Below are 20,494 nucleotides of genomic sequence, written 5' to 3' on the forward strand. Positions count from 1 at the left end.
GAAGCCGTGCGGCTGCTGATCATGTCCGACACCCACCTGCCCAAGCGGGCCCGGGAACTGCCCGCCGCGCTGCTCGCCGAGCTCCCGGCGGCCGACGTCGTCATCCACGCGGGGGACTGGGTCGACACCGCGACCCTCGACCTGCTGGAGGCCCGGGCCCGGCGGGTCGTCGGCGTGTACGGCAACAACGACGGCCCGGACCTGCGGGCCCGGCTCCCCGAGGTCGCCCGTGCCGAGCTGGGCGGTCTGCGCTTCGGCGTCGTCCACGAGACCGGTTCCGCGGAGGGCCGCGAACAGCGCTGCGCGCGCCGCTTTCCCGGCCTCGACGTCCTGGTCTTCGGCCACAGCCACATCCCCTGGGACAGCACCGCGCCCACCGGGCTGCGCCTGCTCAACCCCGGCTCCCCGACCGACCGGCGCCGCCAGCCGTACTGCACGTACATGACGGCGACGGCGACCGAGGGCCGGCTCACCGAACTGACCCTGCACCGGCTGCCCCCGCGCACGGGCTGATCCGGGAGCGGCCCGGCTCAGCGTGGGTGGATGGCCCCGCCCCTGACCGTCAGGGGCAGCCCGCTGCCGCCCCAGCGCGACGCGATGATCTCCGCGGCTACGGACACGGCCACCTCCTCAGGTGTACGGGCTCCGAGGTCGAGCCCGACGGGGGAGTGCAGCCGGGACAGCTCCTGCTCCGGGACGCCGGCCGCGCGCAGCCGCTCCAGGCGGTCGTCGTGGGTGCGGCGGCTGCCCATCGCCCCGATGTACGCGGCCGGGCGGCGCAGCGCCTCCTCCAGCAGGGGCACGTCGAACTTGGGGTCGTGCGTCAGGACGCAGATCACCGTGCGCTCGTCGGTCGTCGTGGCGCTCAGGTAGTGGTGCGGCCAGTCCACGACCACCTCGACCGCCGCCGGGAAGCGTTCGGCGGTGGCGAACACCGGACGGGCGTCGCACACCGTGACCCGGTAGCCGAGGAAGGAGCCGATGCGGGCCACGGCGGACGCGTAGTCGATCGCGCCGAAGACGAGCATGCGCGGGGGTGGCGCGAAGGAGTGCAGGAACACGGTGACGGCGTCCTCGCGCCGCTCACCGTGCGGCCCGTAGTGCCGACACCCGGTCGCACCCTGAGCCAGCTCCCCCCAGGCATCGGCGACAACGGCGACATCCAGCCCCTCGGCCCCGAGCGACCCGACGACTTCGACGACGGGGTCCACCGGCCCGGGCGGGACGGAGACGGCAGCGTCGGGGCCTGCCGAGTCGGGCGTGTGGTCCGGACCGCTCGCACCGGACGTGCGGTGGGGATCCGCCCGGCCGGGCGGGGCGGAGAAGGCGCCGTGGGGTCCTGCCGGGCCGGGCGCACGGTCGACCCCCGTCGAGCCAGCCGGGGCGGAGGCGGCACCGTCAGGGCCCGCCGGGCCGGGCGTACGGCCGGGGCCCGTCGAGTCGGCCCGGGCGGCGGCGTCGCCGTCGGGGCCCGCGGAGCCCGGTGTGCCGGCGGGTCCCGTCGCGGCGGGTGGGCCGTCCGGGGCGGTGGAGGGCTTGGGACCGGGCGTGCCCTGCGGAGCACCGGAGGGCGTCGGGCCGACGGGCACGGGCTCCTCGGGGCGGACGGCCAGTGTCGCGCCCCGTGGAGCCGGGCCGTCCAGGACCGTCGCCAGCGTCACCGGGCGGCCCGCCGCCACCGACTCGGCCACCGCGCCGAAGGCGGGATCGTCGGCCGGCGACACCCGCCGGACCAGCAGGGTGATCTCCCCGCCGCAGGTGAGGCCGACGGCGAAGGCGTCCTCGTCGCTGTACCCGAACGTCTCCAGGCGCGCCTCGCCCGAGGCGATCACCTCCCGGGCCAGTTCGAAGACCGCGCCCTCGACACAGCCGCCGGACACACTGCCCACGACCTCGTCCCCGGGCCCCACCGCCATGGCCGCGCCCGGGTCGCGGGGCGCGCTGTCGCCGACCGCGACCACCGTGGCCAGTCCGAACGGCGAGCCCGCCGCGTACCAGGCGCGGAGCGCCGGGAGGATGTCACGCATCGCCCGCTCCTCTCGCCGTGGCCACGCCCTCGCGGGTCACCTTCCAGGATCCGCCCCGCGGCGGGATTTCGTTGAGCGTTAATGCGTTGCCGTCCCGGCGGGCCGCCTGCTGCACTGGCGGGAACGTGTTCACCGGGACCGAGGAGCAGCACATGCGAGCACCGTTCATGTCCACCCAGGAAGGAATCACTCTCATCTCAAAGGACATGACACCCGGTGCATATGCTCAACCTGGGAATCCTGGCGCACGTAGACGCCGGTAAGACGAGCCTGACCGAGCGGCTGCTGCACACGGTCGGGGTCATCGACGAGATCGGCAGCGTCGACGACGGGAACACCCGGACCGACTTCCTCGCGCTGGAGCGGCAGCGCGGCATCACGATCAAATCCGCCGTCGTCTCCTTCGCGATCGACGACCTCACCGTCAACCTGATCGACACCCCCGGTCACCCGGACTTCATCGCCGAGGTGGAACGGGTCCTCGGCGTGCTCGACGGCGTCGTCCTCGTCGTCTCGGCCGTGGAGGGCGTGCAGGCGCAGACCCGCGTGCTGATGCGGACGCTCCAGCGGCTGCGCATCCCCACGCTGATCTTCGTGAACAAGATCGACCGACGCGGAGCCCGGCACGAGGAGATCCTCGCCAAGATCTCCGAACGTCTCACCCCGGCGATCGTCCCCATGGGCGAGCCCGGCGGACTGGGCACGCGGGCCGCGTCCTTCGCCCCCTACTCCGCCGACCGGCTGCGACCGCACCTCCTCGACCCCCTCGCCGGGCACGACGAGGAGCTGTTCGCCGCGTACGTCGAAAACGGGGTGTCGTACGAGCGTCTGCGCGCCGCGCTCGTCCGGCAGACCGGGCAGGCCCTGGTGCACCCGGTGTTCTTCGGATCGGCCATGACGGGCGCGGGCGTCACCGAGCTGATCGCCGGTGTCCGGGAGCTGCTGCCCGTGGCGCGGGCGGACGCCGACGGGCCGCTGTCGGGCACCGTCTTCAAGGTCGAACGCGGAGCGGCCGGCGAGAAGATCGCGTACGCGCGGATGTTCTCGGGAACCCTGCGCACCCGCGACCGGCTCACCCTGCGCGACGGCGAGGAGGGGAAGGTCACCGCGATCAGCGTCTTCGACCAGGGCGCGGCGGTCCGCGAGGCGTCCGTGAGCGCGGGACGCATCGGCAAGCTGTGGGGACTGGGCGCCGTCCGGATCGGCGACACCATCGGCGAGGCGCCGCACTCGCCGACCGGGGAACACCACTTCGCCCCGCCGACCCTGGAGACCGTCGTCACCCCCGGCCGCCCGGCCGACAAGGGCGCGCTGCACACGGCGCTCACCCAACTCGCCGAGCAGGACCCGCTCATCGGTCTGCGGCACGACGAACTGCGCGGGGAGATCTCCGTGTCGCTCTACGGCGAGGTCCAGAAGGAGGTCCTCCAGGCGACCCTGGCCGACGAGTTCGGCGTCGACGTCCTGTTCCGCGAGACCACCCCGCTCTGTGTCGAACGGCCCCTGGGCACCGGCGCGGCGGTCGAGTTCAACAAGAAGGACCCCAATCCGTTCCTGGCCACCGTCGGCCTGCGCGTCGAGCCGGCGCCGATCGGCTCGGGCGTGGAGTTCCGGCTGGAGGTCGAACTCGGATCGATGCCGTACGCGTTCTTCAAGGCGGTCGAGGACACCGTCGCGGACACGCTGGGACAGGGACTGCACGGCTGGCAGGTCACCGACTGCGTCGTCACCATGACGCACTCGGGCTACTCGCCGCGCCAGAGCCATGCCCACCAGGGCTTCGACAAGAGCATGTCCAGCACGGGCGCCGACTTCAGGGGTCTGACCCCGCTGGTGCTGACCGCCGCCCTGCGCGCGGCCGGGACCCAGGTGTACGAGCCGATGCACCAGTTCCGTCTGGAGGTGCCCGCGGACACCCTCGGCGCCGTGCTGCCCCTGCTGGCCCGGCAGCGTGCCGTGCCGCGGACCACCCGGATCCACGGATCCTCGTGCGTGCTGGAGGGGATCCTCCCGGTGGTGCGGGCGCACGAGCTGGAGCAGCAGCTCCCGGGCCCGACGCGAGGAGAGGGCGAGCTCGAATGCGCCTTCGACCACTACGCGGCGGTGGCCCGGGACGTGATCCCGGACCGTCCCCGGACCGATCTGAACCCGCTGGACCGCAAGGAGTATCTGCTGAACCTGACCCGCAGGGTGGGAGGTTGAACCCGCGGACGGCGGAGCTCACGGGCGCGGCGCGAGGCCGGGAGAAACCAGAAACTTACTCATGAGTCAGAGGTGTTGACGGCCTCTGGCACTCGCAGGACTGTTGCGAGCATGCCAAGATTACGTGCGCGTCTGTTCGGCGTCCTCGTACTCCTCACCGGATTCCTCACGGCGGCGGGCACCCGGCCCGCCGCCGCGGACGGACTCCCCGACTCCCTCTGGTTCGACCAGCCGGCCGCCGCCGCTCTCACGGTCGCGAACGGCCGCTTCACCGACGGCCTGGGCCGTGAGGTCGTGCTGCGCGGCTACAACGTCTCCGGCGAGACCAAACTGGAGGAGAACGGCGGACTGCCCTTCGCGTCGGTCGCCGACGCGACGAAGTCCGCGGCGGCGCTGCGCGCCCTGGGCGGCGGCAACTCCGTGCGCTTCCTGCTCTCCTGGGCGCACGCCGAACCGGTCCGCGGCCAGGTCGACACCGTCTATCTCGCCGCGGCCACCGACCAGATGCGCGCCTTCCTCGACGCGGGCGTCCGTGTCTTCCCCGACTTCCACCAGGACCTCTACTCCCGCCACCTCTTCAACCCGGGAAGCTGGTACTCGGGCGACGGCGCCCCCAAGTGGGCGGTGACCGCGGGCGGTTATCCGCAGGAGTCCTGCGGCATCTGCCTGTTCTGGGGCCAGAACATCACCCAGAACAACGCCGTCAAGGCCGCGCAGTACGACTTCTGGCACAACTCCTACGGGCTCCAGGACGCCTTCCTCACCACGGCCGAGGCCACGATGACGTACGTCCGCCGGCACCTCACCACAGCCGAGTTCGCTGGTGTCGCCGGCTTCGACCCGTACAACGAGCCGTACGCGGGCAGTTACGAGTCGGGCCGGACGAGCCGTACCTGGGAGCGCGACCTGCTCTGGCCGTTCTACGGGAGGTTCCGGGCCCGCATGGACGCGGCCGGCTGGCAGGACAAGCCCGCCTTCGTGGAACCGAACCTCTTCTGGAACGCCAACATCTCCTCCCAGAAGCAGGAGGGCGGACTGCTCGACGCGGGCACCCTCGGTCCGCGCTATGCGTTCAACACCCATTTCTACGACCAGAAGGCCATCTCGGGCATCCTCATGTGGGGCAAGGCGTCGGACGGCCAGTACGCGAGCGACTTCGCGGCCGTCCGGGACCGGGCCTCGGCCGCCGGGACCGCGGCCGTCGTCAGCGAGTTCGGCCATCCGCTCTCCGGCACGGTCTCGGACAAGGCCCCGACGGTCGACAAGGCGATGTACCAGGCCCTCGACTCCCGTCTGACCGGCGCCGGCTGGTGGACCGGGACGGCGTCCTCGGGACCGGTCCTGTCCGGCACCCAGTGGCAGTGGGACATCTACAGCGGCCGGCACCACGAGCTGATGAACGACAACCCGGACAAGGTTCGGACCTCGGGCGACGCCTGGAACGACGAGGACCTCTCCGCCGTGCGCCTCGACGACTCGGGAACGGCCGTCCTGCGCCAGGACGCCCGGCTCCTGGACCGCCTGTACCCCGGCGCCACCGCGGGCTCCACCCTCGCCTTCACCTACGAGGACCGCTCCCGCGACGGCTCCACCACGCTGACCTGGAACCCGGTGCCCTCGACCCTTCCCCAGGTCTCCCAACTGGTGGGAACCGGTCAGTACGGAGTGCTCTTCTGGCGCTCCGACGGCGGGTCCGCGCCGACCGAGCTCCATCTGCCGGCCTCGTTCCCCGCCTCGGCCACGACGGTGGTGTCCGACCTCGGCGCTCTGGTGTCCCCGCCCGCCTACACCACGACGACCCCCGTGGCCGTGGCTCCCGAGCCGGGCGGGGCCGGAAGCAGACGCCTCCTGCTCACCGCGTCCGGCCCGGGAACCGTGCACTACGCGCTGGTCACGAACGGGGCCACCGCTCCGTCCGCCGCCCTGCTGAACGGGGCCCGGACCGAACTCGCCGCCTGGGCCGCCGCGCGATTCGGCTGAGCACCGGTCAACTGCTGGCCGGCCCTGTCCAGTTCGCCTCGACGTGGCCGAGCCTGACCCGCTGGGGATGGTCGCCGACCGGCACCGACACCGTCTTCCGCCCGGTGGCGAAGTCGATGGCGGTGACCTGGTCGGCACCGCTCTCGGAGACGACACAGTCCTTGCCGTCGCCGCTCACGGTCGCCCAGTACGGCTTGGAGGCGGGGATCAGCGGCCCCTCCAGGAGGGTCGCCCGGTCGACGACCGTCGCGTAGTCGTCCATGGTCCCCGCGACGCACAGCGCGGTGCCCGACGGGTTCATCGAAATGCCGTGGTGGCGCGAGTCGTTGACCCATGTCGTGCGGTCGCTGCTCGTCGCGGGGTTCTTCGGGAGGGTCTTCACCCGGGTGATCCTGTCGGTGGCCACGTCATACTCCAGGAAGCCGTTGAAGAACGAGACCTGGAAGTACAGCTTGGACTCGTCCGGCGAGAAGACGGCCGGGCGCACGGCGTCGGAGTAGTCCCTGAGGCCGATGGCGTCGAGGCGCTGGCGCATGTCGATCACCTTCACCTGCTTGAAGGTGGCCGCGTCGACGACGGTGATCTTCCGGTCGCCCTTCGTCCAGTCCAGCCAGGGCTCGTCGAGAGCGGTGGTCACGTCACCGATCGCCATGTTCCAGATGTACTTGCCGTCGTGGGTGAAGATGTTCTCGTGCGGTTTGTCGCCGGTGGCGAACGACCCGAGCTGCCTGCCGGTCGTGATGTCGAGCACGTGCACGGTGTTCGCGGTGGAGGCCGACACCGCGACCCGGGTGCCGTCCGGCGACACGGCCATGTGGTCGGAGCGGTAACCCGACACGGCGAAACGCCAGTTGATCCGTCCGGTGGCGAGGTCGATCGAGACCACGTCGGCGAAGCTCGGGCGCGAGACCACCACCGACCGTCCGTCGGGCGTGGAGTACATGTCGTCGACGAACTGGTCGTGCCCCTCGCCGACGCCGTTGCGGATGCCCATGAAGTAGGCCCACTTGATGGGGTCGGCGTTGATCGCCGCCATCCGCTCGGCCTTGTCCGGGATGACGTCGACCCGGCCGACCTTCGCGAAGTCGCCGGTGGACTTGATGACGTCCGCGGTGCCTTCCCAGTTGTTCCCGACGAACATCACCTCGCGCAGATCGGAGGTGCCGGCCTGGGCGGCGGCCGCGGACGCGGCGGTCGCCGTGCCGCCGAGGGTCAGCGTGAGGGCCGCGGCGAGCGTGCAGAGGTGTCTGGCTCTGAGCACGGACATGGAGGGTCCCTGTCGTAGTGGGGGAGTGCGGGTCGGTGGACCGGGAGCGCGTGCTGTGCGTGCGCGACGTCAGAATGACGCGATCATGACAAGGTGCAATCTGAACACGCGTGCTTTCAAAGTGTGCTTACTGGAAAGTAAGGACTGGGGGAGCCTCTTCACAAGGGGCGGTGCACGAGAAAATCGCCGAAGGGGCGAACGCCGGCTGGGGCCAGGGGAGGAACGCGTGGACGGCAGGGTGAGACGGCCCACCGGCCGGTACGGCGGCCGGACGGCGGAGGAGCGGCAGGCGGAGCGCCGCCGTCGCTTCCTCGACGCGGGGCTGGAACTGTTCGGCGCCGGGCCCGGCTACCGGTCCACGACCGTGGCGGCCCTCAGCGAGGCGGCGGGACTGTCCACGCGCCAGTTCTACGAGGCGTTCCGCAGCCTCGAGGACGTCCTGGCAGTCCTCCATCTCCAGGTCAACGACTGGGCCGAGCGGGCCGCCCTGGACGCGCTCGCCGAGGCCCGCGACCTGCCGCTCGCCGAGCGCGCCACCGCCCTCTTCCGCGCCTACGCGGCGAACGTGACGAGTGATCCGCGCCGTATCCGCATCACCTTCGTGGAGATCATCGGCGTGAGCGCGCGGCTGGAGGAGCAGCGGCTCGCCCGCCGGGCCCGGTGGGTGGAGTTCATCTGCGGGGAGGCGGCCGGCGCCGTGGCCCGCGGGGAGGCGGCGCCGCGCGACTACCGGCTGGCCGCCACCGCCTTCATCGGCAGCGTGAACGGCCTGCTGCACGACTGGAACGCCGGCTGGGTGGACGCGACCCTGGACGAGGTGGTGGAGGAACTGGTCCGCCAGCTCCTGGCGATCCTGCGGCCCGCGGGATGGGTCACGGACGGCGCCCCGGGCTCGTAGACAGCCGGGGCGGGGCTCATAGACAGCCGGGGCGGGCGGAGGCGGGGCGGGTCCGCGGCCCTCAGGACCGTCCGGGGTGTTCGAGACGGGTGAGGGCCTCCGCGACCCGGGCCACCCCTTCCTCCGTGCGCAGGTGTTCCGCCAGGCTTCGTGCGTTCCGGCGGTACGAGGGGTCCGTGGTCACCCGGACCAGGGCCGCCGCCAGCCGCTCGGCGCGCAGACGGCGGGGCGACAGGGTGCCCGGCGCGACCCCGAGAGCGACCAGCCGGGCCGCCCAGAAACCCTCGTCGAACTGGACCGGCACGGGCACGGCGGGGATCCCGGCCCGCAGCCCCGCCGCCGTCGTGCCGGCCCCGGCGTGGTGCACGACCGCCGCCATCCGGGGGAACAGCAGGGAGTGCGGCACCTCGTCGACGGTGAACATGTCCTCGCCGGTGGCGTGCAGCCCGCCCCACCCCCGCTGGATCACCCCGCGCAGCCCGGCGGCCCGCAGCGCGCGCACGATCTCGCCGCTCAGCCGCCCGGGATCGGGAACCGTCGCGCTGCCGAGGCCCACGAACACCGGAGCGGGGCCGGCGTCCAGGAAGTCCTCCAGCGCGGAGGGGAGCCGGGCGTCCTCGCTCGCGTAGGGCCACCAGTAGCCGGAGACGTCGAGCCCGCGTCTCCAGTCCCGCGGCCGCGGCACGACGAGGGGGCTGAACCCGTGGTGCACCGGCCAGGCCCGCCGCTCACGGGCCCGCCGGGCCGCGACGGTCCCCACGGGCGGCAGGCCGAGCTCCTTGCGCAGCTCCCGTACCGTCCGCGCGAAGACCCGCTCGACGGCGAGGTTCACCCCGTACCCCGCCGCCCGGTTGACCGCGGACCCCCAGGATCCGGCGGCGGCCACCGGTGGCGCGAACTCCCCGGTCGGCTCCAGTGGCTGAAGGTGCACTCCCATGCTGGGCAGGCCCAGCCCCTCCGCGACCGCGTACCCGAGCGGTCCCAGCGAACCGGACAGCAGCAGGACGTCGGCGCCGGAGGCAGCCGCGATCATGCCGTCGGTCAGCCGCCCGGCCAGCGACCGCGCCAGCCCGGCGAGCCCGACCACCTTCCCGGCGCCCGTGGCGCTGCGGTGGAGCCGCCGCCCCGGCCCGGACTCCAGCTCGGCCCGCGGATCGACGGGCAGCGGGTGGAACCCCACCCCCGAGCCCGGCACCAGACCGGCGAAACATCCGTGCGTCACCAGGGTCACCTCGTGCCCGGCCCGCACCAGGCCGTGCCCGAGTCCGGTGAACGGCGCCACGTCGCCCCGTGAACCCGCCGTCATGATCGCAACGCGCACGGGATCCAGTATGGCGAGTTTCGTACCCTGTGACCCGCTCCTCGCGCTGCCGGAAGCGACTCTCGGCAAACCGGCCATGGCGCAAAATTGCTCTGGCTCGCCATCATGGCGAATGATCGAATCGGCGCTCGAACAATTCAGTGGTGGGGGTGGACTGCGTGCGAGCGAAGTCGTACTTGGATCTGCACGGGGAGATGTCCGCGGACATCGACGCGGAGCGAAACGCGGCGCTCGACATGCTCGGCCCGGCGGCCGCGTCCGTCCGGGCCGCGGTCGCCGAACTCCTGGCTCACCGGACCTTCGCCTACCCCCACTCCGTTCTGCCGATGATCGTCCACGGAGTGGAGACGGGGGCGCCCGGACCGGCCGTCCCGCTGGCCGTCGTCCATGAACTGTGGTGGACCTCCGCGTGCTACCTGGACGACCTCGCCGACGGCCAGGCCGTCCTCGCCGCCGGCGCGCTCCGCGAGAGCGAGGCGCTGCTCGCCACCGTCATCAGCGGAATACCCCTTCCCCTGTTGGTCGTTCAGTCGCCCCGTATCCCGGAGGAGGCGCGCGGCCCGCTGTCGGCCGAGATCGTGCGGTGCTGGATCGGCGCGACCGAGGGGCAGTTGAGGGACCTTCGCGCCGACGTGGACGAGGTCACGTGCGACGCCGTCGTCACGGCGTACCTCGGGAAGTCCGGGGCGCCGTACAGCATGGTCACCGCCATGGCGGCGCGTCTGGCCGGCTGCTCGGACGAAAGGGTGGAACTCTGGCGGGAGTTCGGCAACGTCTTCGGCATCCTGTGGCAGCTCTTCAACGACCAGCAGGACATCCTGACCGGCCGCGACGAAGACCTCGCGAACGGCACGGTGACGTATCTCCTGGCCTGCGCGGTGGAGAACGCCGGGCCGGACTCGGCGGCCGACGTCCTCGGACTGCACGCCGCCGGACGCCACTCGCCCGAGGGACGGGAGGCGCTCACCGGCGTCCTGCTGGCGCCCGACGTGCTGCGCCGGTACGAGGAGGACATCAGCGCGTTCCGCGACCGGGCCCACCGTCTCCTGCGCGAACTCGGCGGCGACGCGGCCCATTCGGCGGTTCTGCGCGACTTCGTGGACCGGGCGTCCCCCATGCTGCTCCGGGCGCCGAACCGGTCGCCGGGGCGGTCACGACCCAGCTCTGACGGCGACGTCGCGGCGCCCTCGACGCCGACGGGTACAGGGCGGGCGTGACTCACCGCGGCCGGATGCGCAGCCTTCGGGGCGGACGAGGTGCCGGGGGGTGCTGCCGCGAACGCGCGGTCCGCAGCAGCGAGTCCAGCAGGGAGGCGGACACCCGCAGGCCCGCCGCCCGGACCGCGGCCCGGCGGCGACGGTCCGGACGGGAACTGCCCATCGCGGCGCCCGCGGAGAAGGTCCAGGTCACACGAGACGTGACCTGGACCTTCGGCCAGTTCCTCCCTACTCGTCCCATGCCTGGACCAGTGTCTGTTCGATGATCTTGCCGTCGCGCAGCGACATCATCGACGTGCTCATCACCCGCACCCCGTCCGCGTACACGCACGTCTCGGTGTAGGCGACGTGATCGCCCTGGACGACGCACTGGTCCATCTTGTGCGTCATGTCCCGGCTGTAGACGTCGTCGAGCATCTCGGCGATCTCGGCGCGGCCGTGTTTGACCATCGGGTGACTGGGCTGGGTGTTGCGGTCGACGATGCGCAGTTCCGCGTCGTCCGCGTAGAGCGACAGGAGATCTGCCGCACTGTGTCCTTCAATGCCCCGGCGCAGCGCCTCGGTGTCGAAGGCGGGGGCTGCCGCTGTGCCCATGGGTGACCTCCTCAGGAAGGCGCGGACCGGCCACGAGCCGACCGCGAAGCGCCTCAGTATCGAGCGTCCTCCGCCTCGGGGCCCACGGCAAACGCAGACGCCCGATGCGCCTCTCGGGTGAGCGCGGGGACCGGGCCGTGTCCGTCCCGGGGCCGCGGCCGTTGCTCATTGCATGATCTCAACACGACGTATCGTCGCCGCCGTTGGTCTCGCCGTCGGCGTCACAGGGCTCGCCGCGCCGATGGCGACGGCCGCGGGCTCCGAAGCTCACGACACCGCGAAGCTGAGCCCCATGACCACGCTCGACTCCCTCGCGACGAACAACATCCCCGCCGCGGCCCAGAGCCGGCTGCCCCGGCCCTCCAGCCAGCTCGGGGGACTGAACAGGCTGTACGAGCTGAACCAGCTCCACCAGGTGACCGACCTCGCCGCCCCCGTCACCGGCCTGCTCCCGGGCATCGAGGCCTAGGGCCTGCCGTTCGGGTCACGCGGCGGTACGCGGGGCAGGGGAGGTGTGGATCACCCCGCCTCCCCGCGTCCGCGTACCGCCGTACGGAACGCGATGGGGGCCTGCCCCGCGCGCTGGTGGAAGTACTTGGCGAAGTTCGTGGCGCTGGAGAAACCGAGCCGGTCGGCGATGCGGGCGGCGGCCAGGTCGGTGTGCGCGAGCAGCCGCTTGGCCTCCAGGATCACCCGGCGGTCGATGAACTCCTTGGCGCCGATCCCCGTCGATTCGAGGGCGGCCCGGGACAGGGTACGGGCGGAGTAGCCGAGGGTGAGGGCGTAGTCGTCCACCCGCCGGGTGCGGGCGAAGTCCCGCTCGACGGTCGCGCGGAATCGAAGAAAGGTTTCACTGGGCCCGGTGACGGGGGTGTCCGACCCCTCCAGATGGGCCAGGCGCAGGATCAGCACGTCCAGCAGATGACGCAGCACGGCACCGTGCGCGTCGCGCGGCAGCCGCCCGGGTGCCTGGAACTCGTGCTCCAGATGTTCGGTCGCCACACGCAACGAGGCGGCCGCACCGCCTTCCGGGGTGCGCAGCACGCGGCCGTGCGGATCGTCGAGCCGGGCCGCGCGGACGGTGGCCGCGCCGGGGAAGTCCCGTTCGAAGGCGATGAGCGTCCCCTCGGCCCGCGTGAGATCGCCCCACTGCAGGACCTGCCCGGGGCGGGTCCACAGCCAGGAGTCCCGCTCGACGTCGTGGGCGGTGAAGTCCACGGTCTGGCGCAGGGTGCCGGAGGCCAGGGTGAGCACCTGGTGGAAGCCGGGGCGCTGCGGTACGCCGAGACCGGTGCCGTGGGCGCGGGTCCGGGCGCGCAGCGCGGCCAGCGAGATCACTTCCAGGCCGGCGGGTGGGCCGACGGGGGCCGCGGAGATGATCCCGGGGGCGGCCTGCCCGGCCGGGTATCGGTATTTGACCATGATCAGTCGCCTGCGTATCCGGGTGGGACGTGCTCGCCGCCCGGTCGGGGCCGGCCGTGCGCGGACGACCGCCCCCGGGGCGGAAAGAAGGGCATCACCATAGAGGAGAGCCGGACCGTCGCCAAGGAAATCCCGCGGGCTTCTCCGCCGGAGGGTGGTGCCGGCGGGCCGGGCGTGCCGCCGACGCGTCGGCGTCCCCGCGGGCCGGGGCGCGGTCATGGAGCCGTGGTCACCGAGCCACGGTCATGGTGCGCGGCCGTCGTTTCGCGGTGATGGTTTCGCGGTCACCCCGCGGTCGCGAGGAACTGGGTGGTGGCCAGTTCCGCGTAGAGGGCGTCCGCCGCGACGAGTTCGCGGTGCGTGCCCACGGCGCGGACGCGGCCCGCGTCCATCACGACGATACGGTCGGCGGTCGTCACGGTGGACAGCCGGTGCGCGACGACCAGGACCGTGGTCGTACGGGCCACATCGGCGACCGTGTCGCGCAGCGCCGCCTCGTTGACCGCGTCGAGCTGCGAGGTGGCCTCGTCCAGGAGCAGCAGCCGGGGGCGGCGCAGCAGGGCCCGGGCGATGGCGACGCGCTGGCGCTCGCCGCCGGACAGCTTGGTGCCGCGATGCCCGACGAGGGTGTCCAGACCGTTCGGAAGCCGGGACACGAGCCCGTCGAGGCGCGTCGTCTTCAGCACCCGTGTCAGCTCGCCCTCCTCGGCCCCCGGGTTGCCGAGCAGGAGGTTGTCGCGCAGCGAGCCGGACAGCACCGGCGCGTCCTGCTCCACATAGCCGATGACGGACCGGAGCCGGGGCAGCTCCCATTCCTCCAGCGGGCGGCCGTCCACGCTGATGACGCCCGCCTCGGGCTCGTAGAACCGCTCGATGAGCGAGAACACGGTGGTCTTGCCCGCGCCGGAGGGGCCGACGAACGCGGTCAGGCCCCGGGCCGGGACGGCGAACGTCACGCCGTGGTGGACGTACGGCAGATCGTCGGCGTAGCGGAAGCGGACGTCCTCGAAGGCGAGCGCCGCCGGTTCCGCGCCCGGCTCCGGCAGCGGTGCGGGCAGGGCGGCGGGTTCGGCGGGCAGCCGCAGCGCCTCCTGGATGCGGGCGAGCGCGGCGGCCCCCGTCTGGTACTGCGTGACCGCGCCGACCACCTGCTGGATCGGTGACATCAGATAGAACACGTACAGCAGGAAGGCGACCAGGGTGCCGACGTCGATGGCGCCGGTCGCGACCCGGGCGCCGCCCACCGCGAGGACCGTGATGAAGGCGACCTGCATCGCCAGCCCCGCCGTGTTGCCGGCGGCCGCCGACCACCGGGCCGCCCGCACGCTCTGCCGCCAGGACTCCTCGGCGGCCTCGTGGACGCCGCGCTCCTCACGGTGCTCGGCGCCCGACGCCTTGATCGTCCGCAGGGCGCCGAGGGTCCGCTCCAGCGAGGCCCCCATCACCCCGACGGCGTCCTGGGCCCGTCTGCTCGCCCGGTTGATGCGCGGCACGATCACACCGAGCACCGAACCCGCGCACAGCACCACCCCCAGCGTGACGCCGAGGAGCACCGGGTCGACCAGGCCCATCATGACCACCGTCGCGACGAGCGTGAGACCACCGGTGCCGAGTCCGACGAGGGAATCGGTCGTGACCTCGCGCAGCAGGGTCGTGTCGGAGGTGATGCGCGCCATCAGGTCGCCGGGCTCGCTGCGGTCCACGGCGGGTATGCGCAGCCGCAGCAGATACGAGGACAGAGCGCGCCGCGCGCCCAGCACCACCGACTCCGCGGTGCGCCGCAGGACGTACGAACCCAGCGCCCCCACCGCCGCGTTGGTCACCACCAGGGCCGCCATGCCGAGCAGGGCCCGTCCGATCGGGCGGTCGTGCGACAGATCGTCGATGAGCCCGCGCGCGACCAGGGGCAGCAGCAGACCGGTGGCCCCGGTCGCGAGTGCCAGCAGCGCGCCCCCGAACAGGGCCCGGCGGTGCGGTCGTACGTACCCGAGCAGCAGGCGCCACGCGGGCACCTCGGGCTCGGCCTCGGTCAGGCTCACGGCGCTCCTCGCGGGAGTGGGGGACGGAGCCCTCAGGCTACGTCGGCGGCCCGGGCGGGCCGGTCCCGACTGCCCCCGGTCGGCGCGGACTTCAGGACACGCGGTCCGCGAGGGCCGCGAGGGTGGCGTCGAGGTCCGCCGCACGAGGCCGGTTGTGCGGGAGCTTCGAGAGCAGCGCGGCCATCCCGCAGGTGTTCGTGAGCGCCGAGAGGACCAGGCCGCCCGCGACACCCGCGGAGAGCAACTGCCAGGCGGGGTGCAGGAGTCCGAGCGCGAGGCCGGTGAGGACGACGGTTCCGGCGGTGAACCGGACCTGGCGTTCCATGGACCAGCCGGCCCGCGTGGTGGTGGCCGGGCGGTGCAGCTCGTGCCCGCGCTCCGCCCAGGCGCCGGTGCCGCCGGTGAGCGTGGCCGCCGCCACCCCGTGCTCGGCCAGCAGGGCGCAGGCGTTCGCCGAGCGGTTGCCGGAGGCGCAGACGACGAGGAGTCCGGTGCGGGCGTTCCCGAGCACGGGCAGCGCGTGGCGGAGCCGGTCCAGCGGGACGTTCAGGGCGCCCGGCAGGTGGCCGGAGGCGTACTCGCCCGGGGTGCGGACGTCGATGACGGTCAGCTCGCCGAGGCGGCCGCGGGCCTGGTCGGCGTCGAGGGAGACGGGGGTGTTCATGCGGAGTGTCATCCTTGCTCTTCGGGGGTGCCCCGCGGGGGCGGAGTAAGATACCCCTAGGGGTATGGATTGAGGAGTCTTCGTGGAACTGGAACTCGCGGGTGACGAGCTGAAGTCGGTGCTGAACCGGCTGCGCCGGGCGCAGGGACAGATCTCCGGGGTGATCCGGATGATCGAGGAGGGGCGGGACTGCGAAGACGTGGTCACCCAGCTCGCCGCCGCCTCCCGCGCCCTGGACCGGGCCGGTTTCGCGATCATCGCCACCGGGCTCCAGCAGTGCCTGACCGACGTGGAGAAGGGCGCGAGGAACGGTGAGGACACCGATCAGATGCGGGCCAGGCTGGAGAAGCTCTTCCTGTCGCTCGCCTGAGCCTCACAGCACGACGTCCAGGAACATCAGCGCGGCCACCGCCAGCAGGGCCCAGGCGAAGATCCGCTGAAGCGTGCCGCCGGAGAGCCGGGCCGCGAGGCGTTTGCCGTCCCACGCGCCGAGGACGGCGGCTCCGGCGAACGGCGCGACGACCGCCCAGTCGACACTGTGCGCCGTTCCCGCCCGGGCGAGCAGCGCGGCGAGCGAGTTCGCCGTGATCACCAGCAGGCTGGTGCCGACGGCGGCCCGCATCCGCAGACCCACGACGTTCACCAGGGCCGGTACGGCGAGGAAGCCGCCGCCCACCCCCAGCACGCCGGTCACCGCGCCGAGGCCCGCGCCGGTTCCGGTGATCCGGCCGGTCCCCGCGGGCGTGGACCCCGCGACCTCGGCCGACGGCCGCAGCATCCGCCACGCGGCGAGGCCCGCGATCAGCGCGAACGCGCCGGTCAGCACGGCCGGGGGCAGCAGTCCGGAGACCGCCCCGCCCAGTGCCGCGGGGATCAGCCCCGCCAGCGCGAACAGCGCTCCGGCCCGCCAGCGGACGGTGCCCTCCCGGGCGTGCGCCGACAGCGCGGTCGCCGAGGTGAGGGTGACGATGACCAGACTCGCGGTGGTGGCCGCCGACGGGGTGAAGCCGAGCAGATAGATCAGGGCGGGCACGGTCAGCACACTGCCACCGCCGCCCAGCGCCCCGAGCGCGAGCCCGGTCACGCCCCCGGCGAGGAGGGCGAGGATCAGAACACTCACGCGGCGGAGTCCTCGAACGCGACGGAGGCGGTGCCGGGGGCGGTAGGGGCTGTCGTGCCGGCCGGGTCCGCGGGGGCGGCGCCGTCGGAAGGACCGGCGGGGGAGGTGGGACCAGCCGGAGCCGCAGTGTCGCCGGAGGTGATCGGAGTGCCGGGAGCGTCGGGGCCGGTCCGGGCGCTTCGTGTCATCGGCAGGCCGGAGGCCGCCGCCGCGGCGAAGGCGTCGTCGACGGCCACGACGTCCCGGCCCGTCGCGTCGAGCAGTGAGGCCGCGATGGCCGCCCGCATGCCTCCGGCGCAGTGCACCCAGACCGTCCCGGCGGGTATCTCGCCGAGCCGGTCGCGCACCTGGTGGACGGGGATGTGTACCGACCCCGCGATGTGCCCGCCGGCCCGCTCGGAGTCGCGTCGTACGTCCAGGACCACGGTCTCGCCCGCCGCGTACCCCTCGGCCAGCTCGGCGAAGACCGCGCGCCGGAAGGTGCGCGCCTGTTCCCCCGCGCGCAGCCAGGCGGCCGGCGAGCCCACGGCCGCGGCGGCCGGACGGTCCACGCCGACCTGGACCAGTTCGCGCTGTGCGCGGGCGAGCTGCTCCGGAGACTCGGCGAGGAGGGTCACCGGCTTGCCCCAGGGCAGCAGCCAGGCCAGATGGACCGCGAGTTGGCCGTCCGCCTCGAAGTTGACCGCTCCGGCGACATGCCCGGCCGCGAACGCGAGCCGGCTGCGCAGGTCCACCACCCATTCCCCGGCCGCGAGCCGCGCGGCGATCTCCGCGGCGTCCGCGGGCGCGGGCGGGGTCAGGTCGACGGGGGCCGGGCCGCCGGCGTTGGCGGGGCCCATGTGGGCGTAGTACGCGGGAACGTCGTCGAGCCCGGCGAGCAGGTCCGCGACGAAGGCGTCGACGTCCTTGACCAGGGCCTCGTTGCGGGCGCGCTCGCGCCCGACGGTGGTCGCGTCGCCGTCGGCGGTCCCGGCGGCGCAGAAGCTGCCGAAGCCGTGGGTGGGCAGGACGACGGTGTCGTCGGGCAGTTCCGCGGCGAGCCGGTGCGCGGAGGCGTGCTGCGCCCGGGCCAGCTCGCCGGTCAGCCGCGGCTCCACCAGGTCGGGCCTGCCGACCGTGCCGATGAGCAGCGAGCCGCCGGTGAAGGCCGCGACGGCGTGTCCGTCGTCCTTGAGGACGTACGAGGTGTGGTGCGGGGTGTGGCCGGGCGTGGCCAGCGCCTCCAGGGTCAGTCCGGCGTCCACCGGCACCGTGTCCCCGTCGGCGACCGGGACCCGCTCGAACGCGACGCGGGCCCCGGCCGGGACCAGGTAGGCGGCCCCGGTGAGCCGGGCCAGCTCCAGGCCGCCGCTCACGTAGTCGTTGTGCAGATGCGTCTCGACGACGTACCCGATCCGGACGCCCCGCCGGGCCGCGGCGGTGATCACCCGCTCGACGTCCCTGGGCGGATCGACGGCGACGGCGGTGTGGGGGCCGCCGGCCAGATAGCTCCGGTTGCCCAGGCCCGCCACCTCGATGGTGTCGACGAAGAACACGGCAGCACTCCTCTCTCCCGCGGGCAGCCCGAGGGCTTCGCGGCTCGGTGAAAATTACCCCCGGGGGTATATCCACCGTAACAGAGGTACCCCCGGGGGTATCCAAGAGTCCGTGGTGGGTGCGCCTGGGGCGCCGATCGGGGCGCGGGCGATCGGAGGCGCGGGCCGATCGGGAACGTGGGCGAGCGAGGCGCGGGCCGCGGGGCCCTGCCCGCTCCCGCCGGTGACCGTCCGTCGTACCGGAACCGGAGCCGCCGTGGCCCACCTGGCCTTCTACCGGCGGGTCACCCCGTAGGGTCGGTCGACGGAAGGTCCATCCAGCGAAGGGCTCACTCACATGGCGCAGGAAGTACGGGGCGTGATCGCACCGGGCAAGAACGAGCCGGTGCGCGTCGAGACGATCGTCGTGCCCGATCCGGGGCCGGGCGAGGCCGTCGTGAAGATCCAGGCCTGCGGGGTCTGCCACACGGACCTGCACTACAAGCAGGGCGGCATCAACGACGACTTCCCGTTCCTGCTCGGCCACGAGGCGGCCGGAATCGTGGAGTCGGTCGGCGCCGGTGTCACGGACGTGGCGCCCGGCGACTTCGTGATCCTCAACTGGCGCGCGGTGTGCGGACAGTGCCGTGCCTGTCTGCGCGGACGCCCCTGGTACTGCTTCGACACCCACAACGCGAAGCAGAAGATGACGCTCAAGGACGGCACCGAGCTGTCCCCGGCCCTCGGTATCGGCGCCTTCGCCGAGAAGACGCTGGTCGCGGCCGGACAGTGCACCAAGGTCGACCCGGCCGTCTCCCCGGCGGTCGCCGGACTGCTCGGCTGCGGAGTGATGGCCGGCATCGGCGCCGCCATCAACACCGGCAACGTCGGCCGGGGCGACACCGTCGCCGTCATCGGCTGCGGCGGAGTCGGCGACGCGGCGATCGCGGGCGCCCGGCTCGCCGGCGCGGCGAAGATCATCGCCGTGGACATCGACGACCGCAAGCTCACCACCGCCGAGAAGCTCGGCGCGACGCACACCGTCAACTCCCGGACGGCCGACCCCGTCGAGGCGATCCGCGAACTCACCGGCGGCTTCGGCGCCGACGTCGTCATCGAGGCGGTGGGCCGCCCGGAGACGTACACGCAGGCCTTCTACGCCCGCGACCTCGCCGGCACGGTCGTCCTCGTCGGCGTGCCCACCCCCGACATGAAGCTCGAACTCCCGCTGATCGACGTCTTCGGCCGCGGCGGCGCGCTCAAGTCGTCCTGGTACGGCGACTGCCTGCCCTCCCGCGACTTCCCGATGCTGATCGACCTGCACCTCCAAGGACGCCTGGACCTGGGCGCGTTCGTGAGCGAGACGATCGCCCTCGACGACATCGAGGCGGCCTTCGAACGGATGCACCAGGGCGACGTGCTGCGCTCGGTGGTGACGTTCTGATGACCGCGCGCATCGAACACCTCGTCACCTCGGGCACGTTCGAGCTCGACGGCGGCACCTGGGAGGTCGACAACAACGTCTGGATCGTGGGCGACGACCACGAGGCCGTCGTGATCGACGCCGCGCACGACGCCGACGCCATCGCGAAGGCGGTCGGCGACCGCCGGCTGCGCGGGATCGTGTGCACCCACGCCCACAACGACCACATCGACGCCGCCCCCGCCCTGGCCGAGCGCACCGGAGCCACCATCTGGCTCCATCCGGACGACCTTCCGCTGTGGAAGCTCACCCATCCGGACCGCATGCCCGACGCCTGGCTCCAGGACGGGCAGGTGATCGAGGCCGCGGGCACCGATCTGACCGTGCTGCACACCCCGGGCCACGCCCCCGGCGCGGTCTGCCTCTACGACCCGGGCCTGGGCACCCTCTTCTCCGGCGACACCCTCTTCCGGGGCGGCCCGGGGGCGACCGGCCGGTCCTACTCCCACTTCCCGACGATCGTCGAATCCATCCGCGACCGGCTGCTCACCCTGCCCGCCGACACGGTCGTCCGTACGGGACACGGCGAGACGACCACGATCGGAGCGGAGGCCCCGCACCTGGAGACGTGGATCGCCCGCGGCCACTGAACCGCCTCCACCGGCTCCACCATGTGGCCGCCCCGGATGCCCGTCCGTCTCCGCCGCGCGGCGGAACGGCGCGGACGCCACACCGATACCTGACAGAAGATGTCCGGCTTCCGCGAGACGCTCGGAGAAACCACGGGTGACCGCCCGTGGACGCCA

At 72.9% G+C, this 20,494-nt stretch carries 18 protein-coding genes and 1 pseudogene; 9 read left to right on the forward strand and 10 right to left on the reverse strand.

Annotated elements, in window-relative coordinates; genetic code table 11:
• Positions 1 to 6: 6 nt before the first annotated feature.
• A complete protein-coding gene (locus tag ACFRIC_RS05495; RefSeq protein WP_382779759.1) occupies positions 7 to 513 on the forward strand; it encodes a metallophosphoesterase family protein in 507 nt (168 codons plus the stop codon).
• A gap of 17 nt (positions 514 to 530) precedes the next feature.
• On the opposite strand, the gene ACFRIC_RS05500 is transcribed toward ACFRIC_RS05495, so the two are convergent.
• Together ACFRIC_RS05500 and ACFRIC_RS05505 are read right to left on the reverse strand one after the other, a co-directional pair.
• A complete protein-coding gene (locus ACFRIC_RS05500; RefSeq protein WP_382780819.1) occupies positions 531 to 1,691 on the reverse strand; it encodes an XdhC family protein in 1,161 nt (386 codons plus the stop codon).
• A gap of 114 nt (positions 1,692 to 1,805) precedes the next feature.
• A pseudogene (locus ACFRIC_RS05505) lies at positions 1,806 to 2,027 on the reverse strand (XdhC family protein); the annotation flags it as partial.
• A 216-nt stretch (positions 2,028 to 2,243) separates the two neighbouring features.
• On the opposite strand from ACFRIC_RS05505, the gene ACFRIC_RS05510 reads away from it, so the two are divergent.
• Together ACFRIC_RS05510 and ACFRIC_RS05515 are read left to right on the forward strand one after the other, a co-directional pair.
• A complete protein-coding gene (locus ACFRIC_RS05510) occupies positions 2,244 to 4,229 on the forward strand; it encodes a GTP-binding protein (RefSeq protein ID WP_382779762.1) in 1,986 nt (661 codons plus the stop codon).
• Positions 4,230 to 4,340: 111 nt separating this feature from the next.
• Positions 4,341 to 6,209 carry an endoglycosylceramidase gene (locus ACFRIC_RS05515; RefSeq protein ID WP_382779764.1) on the forward strand — a complete coding sequence of 623 codons (1,869 nt, stop codon included), beginning with the start codon at positions 4,341 to 4,343 and terminating at the stop codon, positions 6,207 to 6,209.
• A gap of 7 nt (positions 6,210 to 6,216) precedes the next feature.
• On the opposite strand, the gene ACFRIC_RS05520 is transcribed toward ACFRIC_RS05515, so the two are convergent.
• Positions 6,217 to 7,476, reverse strand: coding sequence for a YncE family protein (locus ACFRIC_RS05520; protein ID WP_382779767.1), 1,260 nt, complete (start codon positions 7,474 to 7,476; stop codon positions 6,217 to 6,219).
• Between the two features lie 226 nt (positions 7,477 to 7,702).
• Here ACFRIC_RS05520 and ACFRIC_RS05525 point away from each other — a divergent pair, with 226 nt between their 5' ends.
• Complete coding sequence (locus tag ACFRIC_RS05525) at positions 7,703 to 8,374, forward strand: TetR/AcrR family transcriptional regulator (RefSeq protein WP_382779770.1); 672 nt, start codon at positions 7,703 to 7,705, stop codon at positions 8,372 to 8,374.
• A 61-nt stretch (positions 8,375 to 8,435) separates the two neighbouring features.
• Here the strand turns inward: ACFRIC_RS05525 and ACFRIC_RS05530 are convergent, their stop codons facing one another.
• Positions 8,436 to 9,680 carry a glycosyltransferase gene (locus ACFRIC_RS05530; RefSeq protein WP_382780822.1) on the reverse strand — a complete coding sequence of 415 codons (1,245 nt, stop codon included), beginning with the start codon at positions 9,678 to 9,680 and terminating at the stop codon, positions 8,436 to 8,438.
• A 173-nt stretch (positions 9,681 to 9,853) separates the two neighbouring features.
• Between ACFRIC_RS05530 and ACFRIC_RS05535 the strand changes: the two genes are divergently transcribed.
• A complete protein-coding gene (locus tag ACFRIC_RS05535; RefSeq protein WP_382779772.1) occupies positions 9,854 to 10,912 on the forward strand; it encodes a polyprenyl synthetase family protein in 1,059 nt (352 codons plus the stop codon).
• Positions 10,913 to 11,140: 228 nt separating this feature from the next.
• Here ACFRIC_RS05535 and ACFRIC_RS05540 read toward each other — a convergent pair whose 3' ends face one another.
• Complete coding sequence (locus ACFRIC_RS05540) at positions 11,141 to 11,506, reverse strand: nuclear transport factor 2 family protein (RefSeq protein WP_326783928.1); 366 nt, start codon at positions 11,504 to 11,506, stop codon at positions 11,141 to 11,143.
• Positions 11,507 to 11,678: 172 nt separating this feature from the next.
• On the opposite strand from ACFRIC_RS05540, the gene ACFRIC_RS05545 reads away from it, so the two are divergent.
• On the forward strand, positions 11,679 to 11,975 hold the full coding sequence (locus ACFRIC_RS05545) for a hypothetical protein (protein ID WP_382779776.1): 297 nt from the start codon (positions 11,679 to 11,681) through the stop codon (positions 11,973 to 11,975).
• A 50-nt stretch (positions 11,976 to 12,025) separates the two neighbouring features.
• On the opposite strand, the gene ACFRIC_RS05550 is transcribed toward ACFRIC_RS05545, so the two are convergent.
• From ACFRIC_RS05550 to ACFRIC_RS05560, 3 genes are all read right to left on the reverse strand, one after another.
• Positions 12,026 to 12,928 carry a helix-turn-helix transcriptional regulator gene (locus ACFRIC_RS05550; RefSeq protein ID WP_382779779.1) on the reverse strand — a complete coding sequence of 301 codons (903 nt, stop codon included), beginning with the start codon at positions 12,926 to 12,928 and terminating at the stop codon, positions 12,026 to 12,028.
• Between the two features lie 284 nt (positions 12,929 to 13,212).
• On the reverse strand, positions 13,213 to 14,967 hold the full coding sequence (locus ACFRIC_RS05555) for an ABC transporter ATP-binding protein (protein ID WP_382779782.1): 1,755 nt from the start codon (positions 14,965 to 14,967) through the stop codon (positions 13,213 to 13,215).
• 91 nt (positions 14,968 to 15,058) lie between these two features.
• On the reverse strand, positions 15,059 to 15,631 hold the full coding sequence (locus ACFRIC_RS05560) for a rhodanese-like domain-containing protein (protein ID WP_382779785.1): 573 nt from the start codon (positions 15,629 to 15,631) through the stop codon (positions 15,059 to 15,061).
• An 82-nt stretch (positions 15,632 to 15,713) separates the two neighbouring features.
• On the opposite strand from ACFRIC_RS05560, the gene ACFRIC_RS05565 reads away from it, so the two are divergent.
• Positions 15,714 to 16,001, forward strand: a complete 288-nt coding sequence (locus tag ACFRIC_RS05565; RefSeq protein ID WP_382779788.1) for a metal-sensitive transcriptional regulator — start codon at positions 15,714 to 15,716, stop codon at positions 15,999 to 16,001.
• 3 nt (positions 16,002 to 16,004) lie between these two features.
• Here ACFRIC_RS05565 and ACFRIC_RS05570 read toward each other — a convergent pair whose 3' ends face one another.
• Both ACFRIC_RS05570 and ACFRIC_RS05575 read right to left on the reverse strand, forming a co-directional pair.
• Positions 16,005 to 16,751 carry a sulfite exporter TauE/SafE family protein gene (locus ACFRIC_RS05570; RefSeq protein ID WP_382779791.1) on the reverse strand — a complete coding sequence of 249 codons (747 nt, stop codon included), beginning with the start codon at positions 16,749 to 16,751 and terminating at the stop codon, positions 16,005 to 16,007.
• A complete protein-coding gene (locus ACFRIC_RS05575; protein WP_382779794.1) occupies positions 16,748 to 18,286 on the reverse strand; it encodes a rhodanese-like domain-containing protein in 1,539 nt (512 codons plus the stop codon). The genes ACFRIC_RS05570 and ACFRIC_RS05575 overlap by 4 nt, the downstream gene beginning before the upstream one ends.
• Before the next feature lie 337 nt (positions 18,287 to 18,623).
• Between ACFRIC_RS05575 and ACFRIC_RS05580 the strand changes: the two genes are divergently transcribed.
• Positions 18,624 to 19,709, forward strand: a complete 1,086-nt coding sequence (locus ACFRIC_RS05580; protein ID WP_382779796.1) for an S-(hydroxymethyl)mycothiol dehydrogenase — start codon at positions 18,624 to 18,626, stop codon at positions 19,707 to 19,709.
• Positions 19,709 to 20,338 carry an MBL fold metallo-hydrolase gene (locus tag ACFRIC_RS05585; protein WP_382779799.1) on the forward strand — a complete coding sequence of 210 codons (630 nt, stop codon included), beginning with the start codon at positions 19,709 to 19,711 and terminating at the stop codon, positions 20,336 to 20,338. Before ACFRIC_RS05580 ends, ACFRIC_RS05585 begins: the two co-directional genes overlap by 1 nt.
• Positions 20,339 to 20,494: the final 156 nt, after the last annotated feature.

The organism is Streptomyces sp. NPDC056738 (assembly GCF_042790435.1).
Classification (GTDB): Bacteria; Actinomycetota; Actinomycetes; order Streptomycetales; family Streptomycetaceae; genus Streptomyces.

What these genes read in the sequence shown, in the direction of transcription:
- ACFRIC_RS05545 (WP_382779776.1), top strand. Translation starts at nt 11,679, where the DNA reads ATGATCTCAACACGACGTATCGTCGCCGCCGTTGGTCTCGCCGTCGGC.
- ACFRIC_RS05550 (WP_382779779.1), bottom strand. Translation starts at nt 12,928, where the DNA reads ATGGTCAAATACCGATACCCGGCCGGGCAGGCCGCCCCCGGGATCATC.
- ACFRIC_RS05585 (WP_382779799.1), top strand. Translation starts at nt 19,709, where the DNA reads ATGACCGCGCGCATCGAACACCTCGTCACCTCGGGCACGTTCGAGCTC.
- ACFRIC_RS05540 (WP_326783928.1), bottom strand. Translation starts at nt 11,506, where the DNA reads ATGGGCACAGCGGCAGCCCCCGCCTTCGACACCGAGGCGCTGCGCCGG.
- ACFRIC_RS05560 (WP_382779785.1), bottom strand. Translation starts at nt 15,631, where the DNA reads ATGAACACCCCCGTCTCCCTCGACGCCGACCAGGCCCGCGGCCGCCTC.
- ACFRIC_RS05515 (WP_382779764.1), top strand. Translation starts at nt 4,341, where the DNA reads ATGCCAAGATTACGTGCGCGTCTGTTCGGCGTCCTCGTACTCCTCACC.
- ACFRIC_RS05520 (WP_382779767.1), bottom strand. Translation starts at nt 7,476, where the DNA reads ATGTCCGTGCTCAGAGCCAGACACCTCTGCACGCTCGCCGCGGCCCTC.
- ACFRIC_RS05530 (WP_382780822.1), bottom strand. Translation starts at nt 9,680, where the DNA reads ATGACGGCGGGTTCACGGGGCGACGTGGCGCCGTTCACCGGACTCGGG.
- ACFRIC_RS05580 (WP_382779796.1), top strand. Translation starts at nt 18,624, where the DNA reads ATGGCGCAGGAAGTACGGGGCGTGATCGCACCGGGCAAGAACGAGCCG.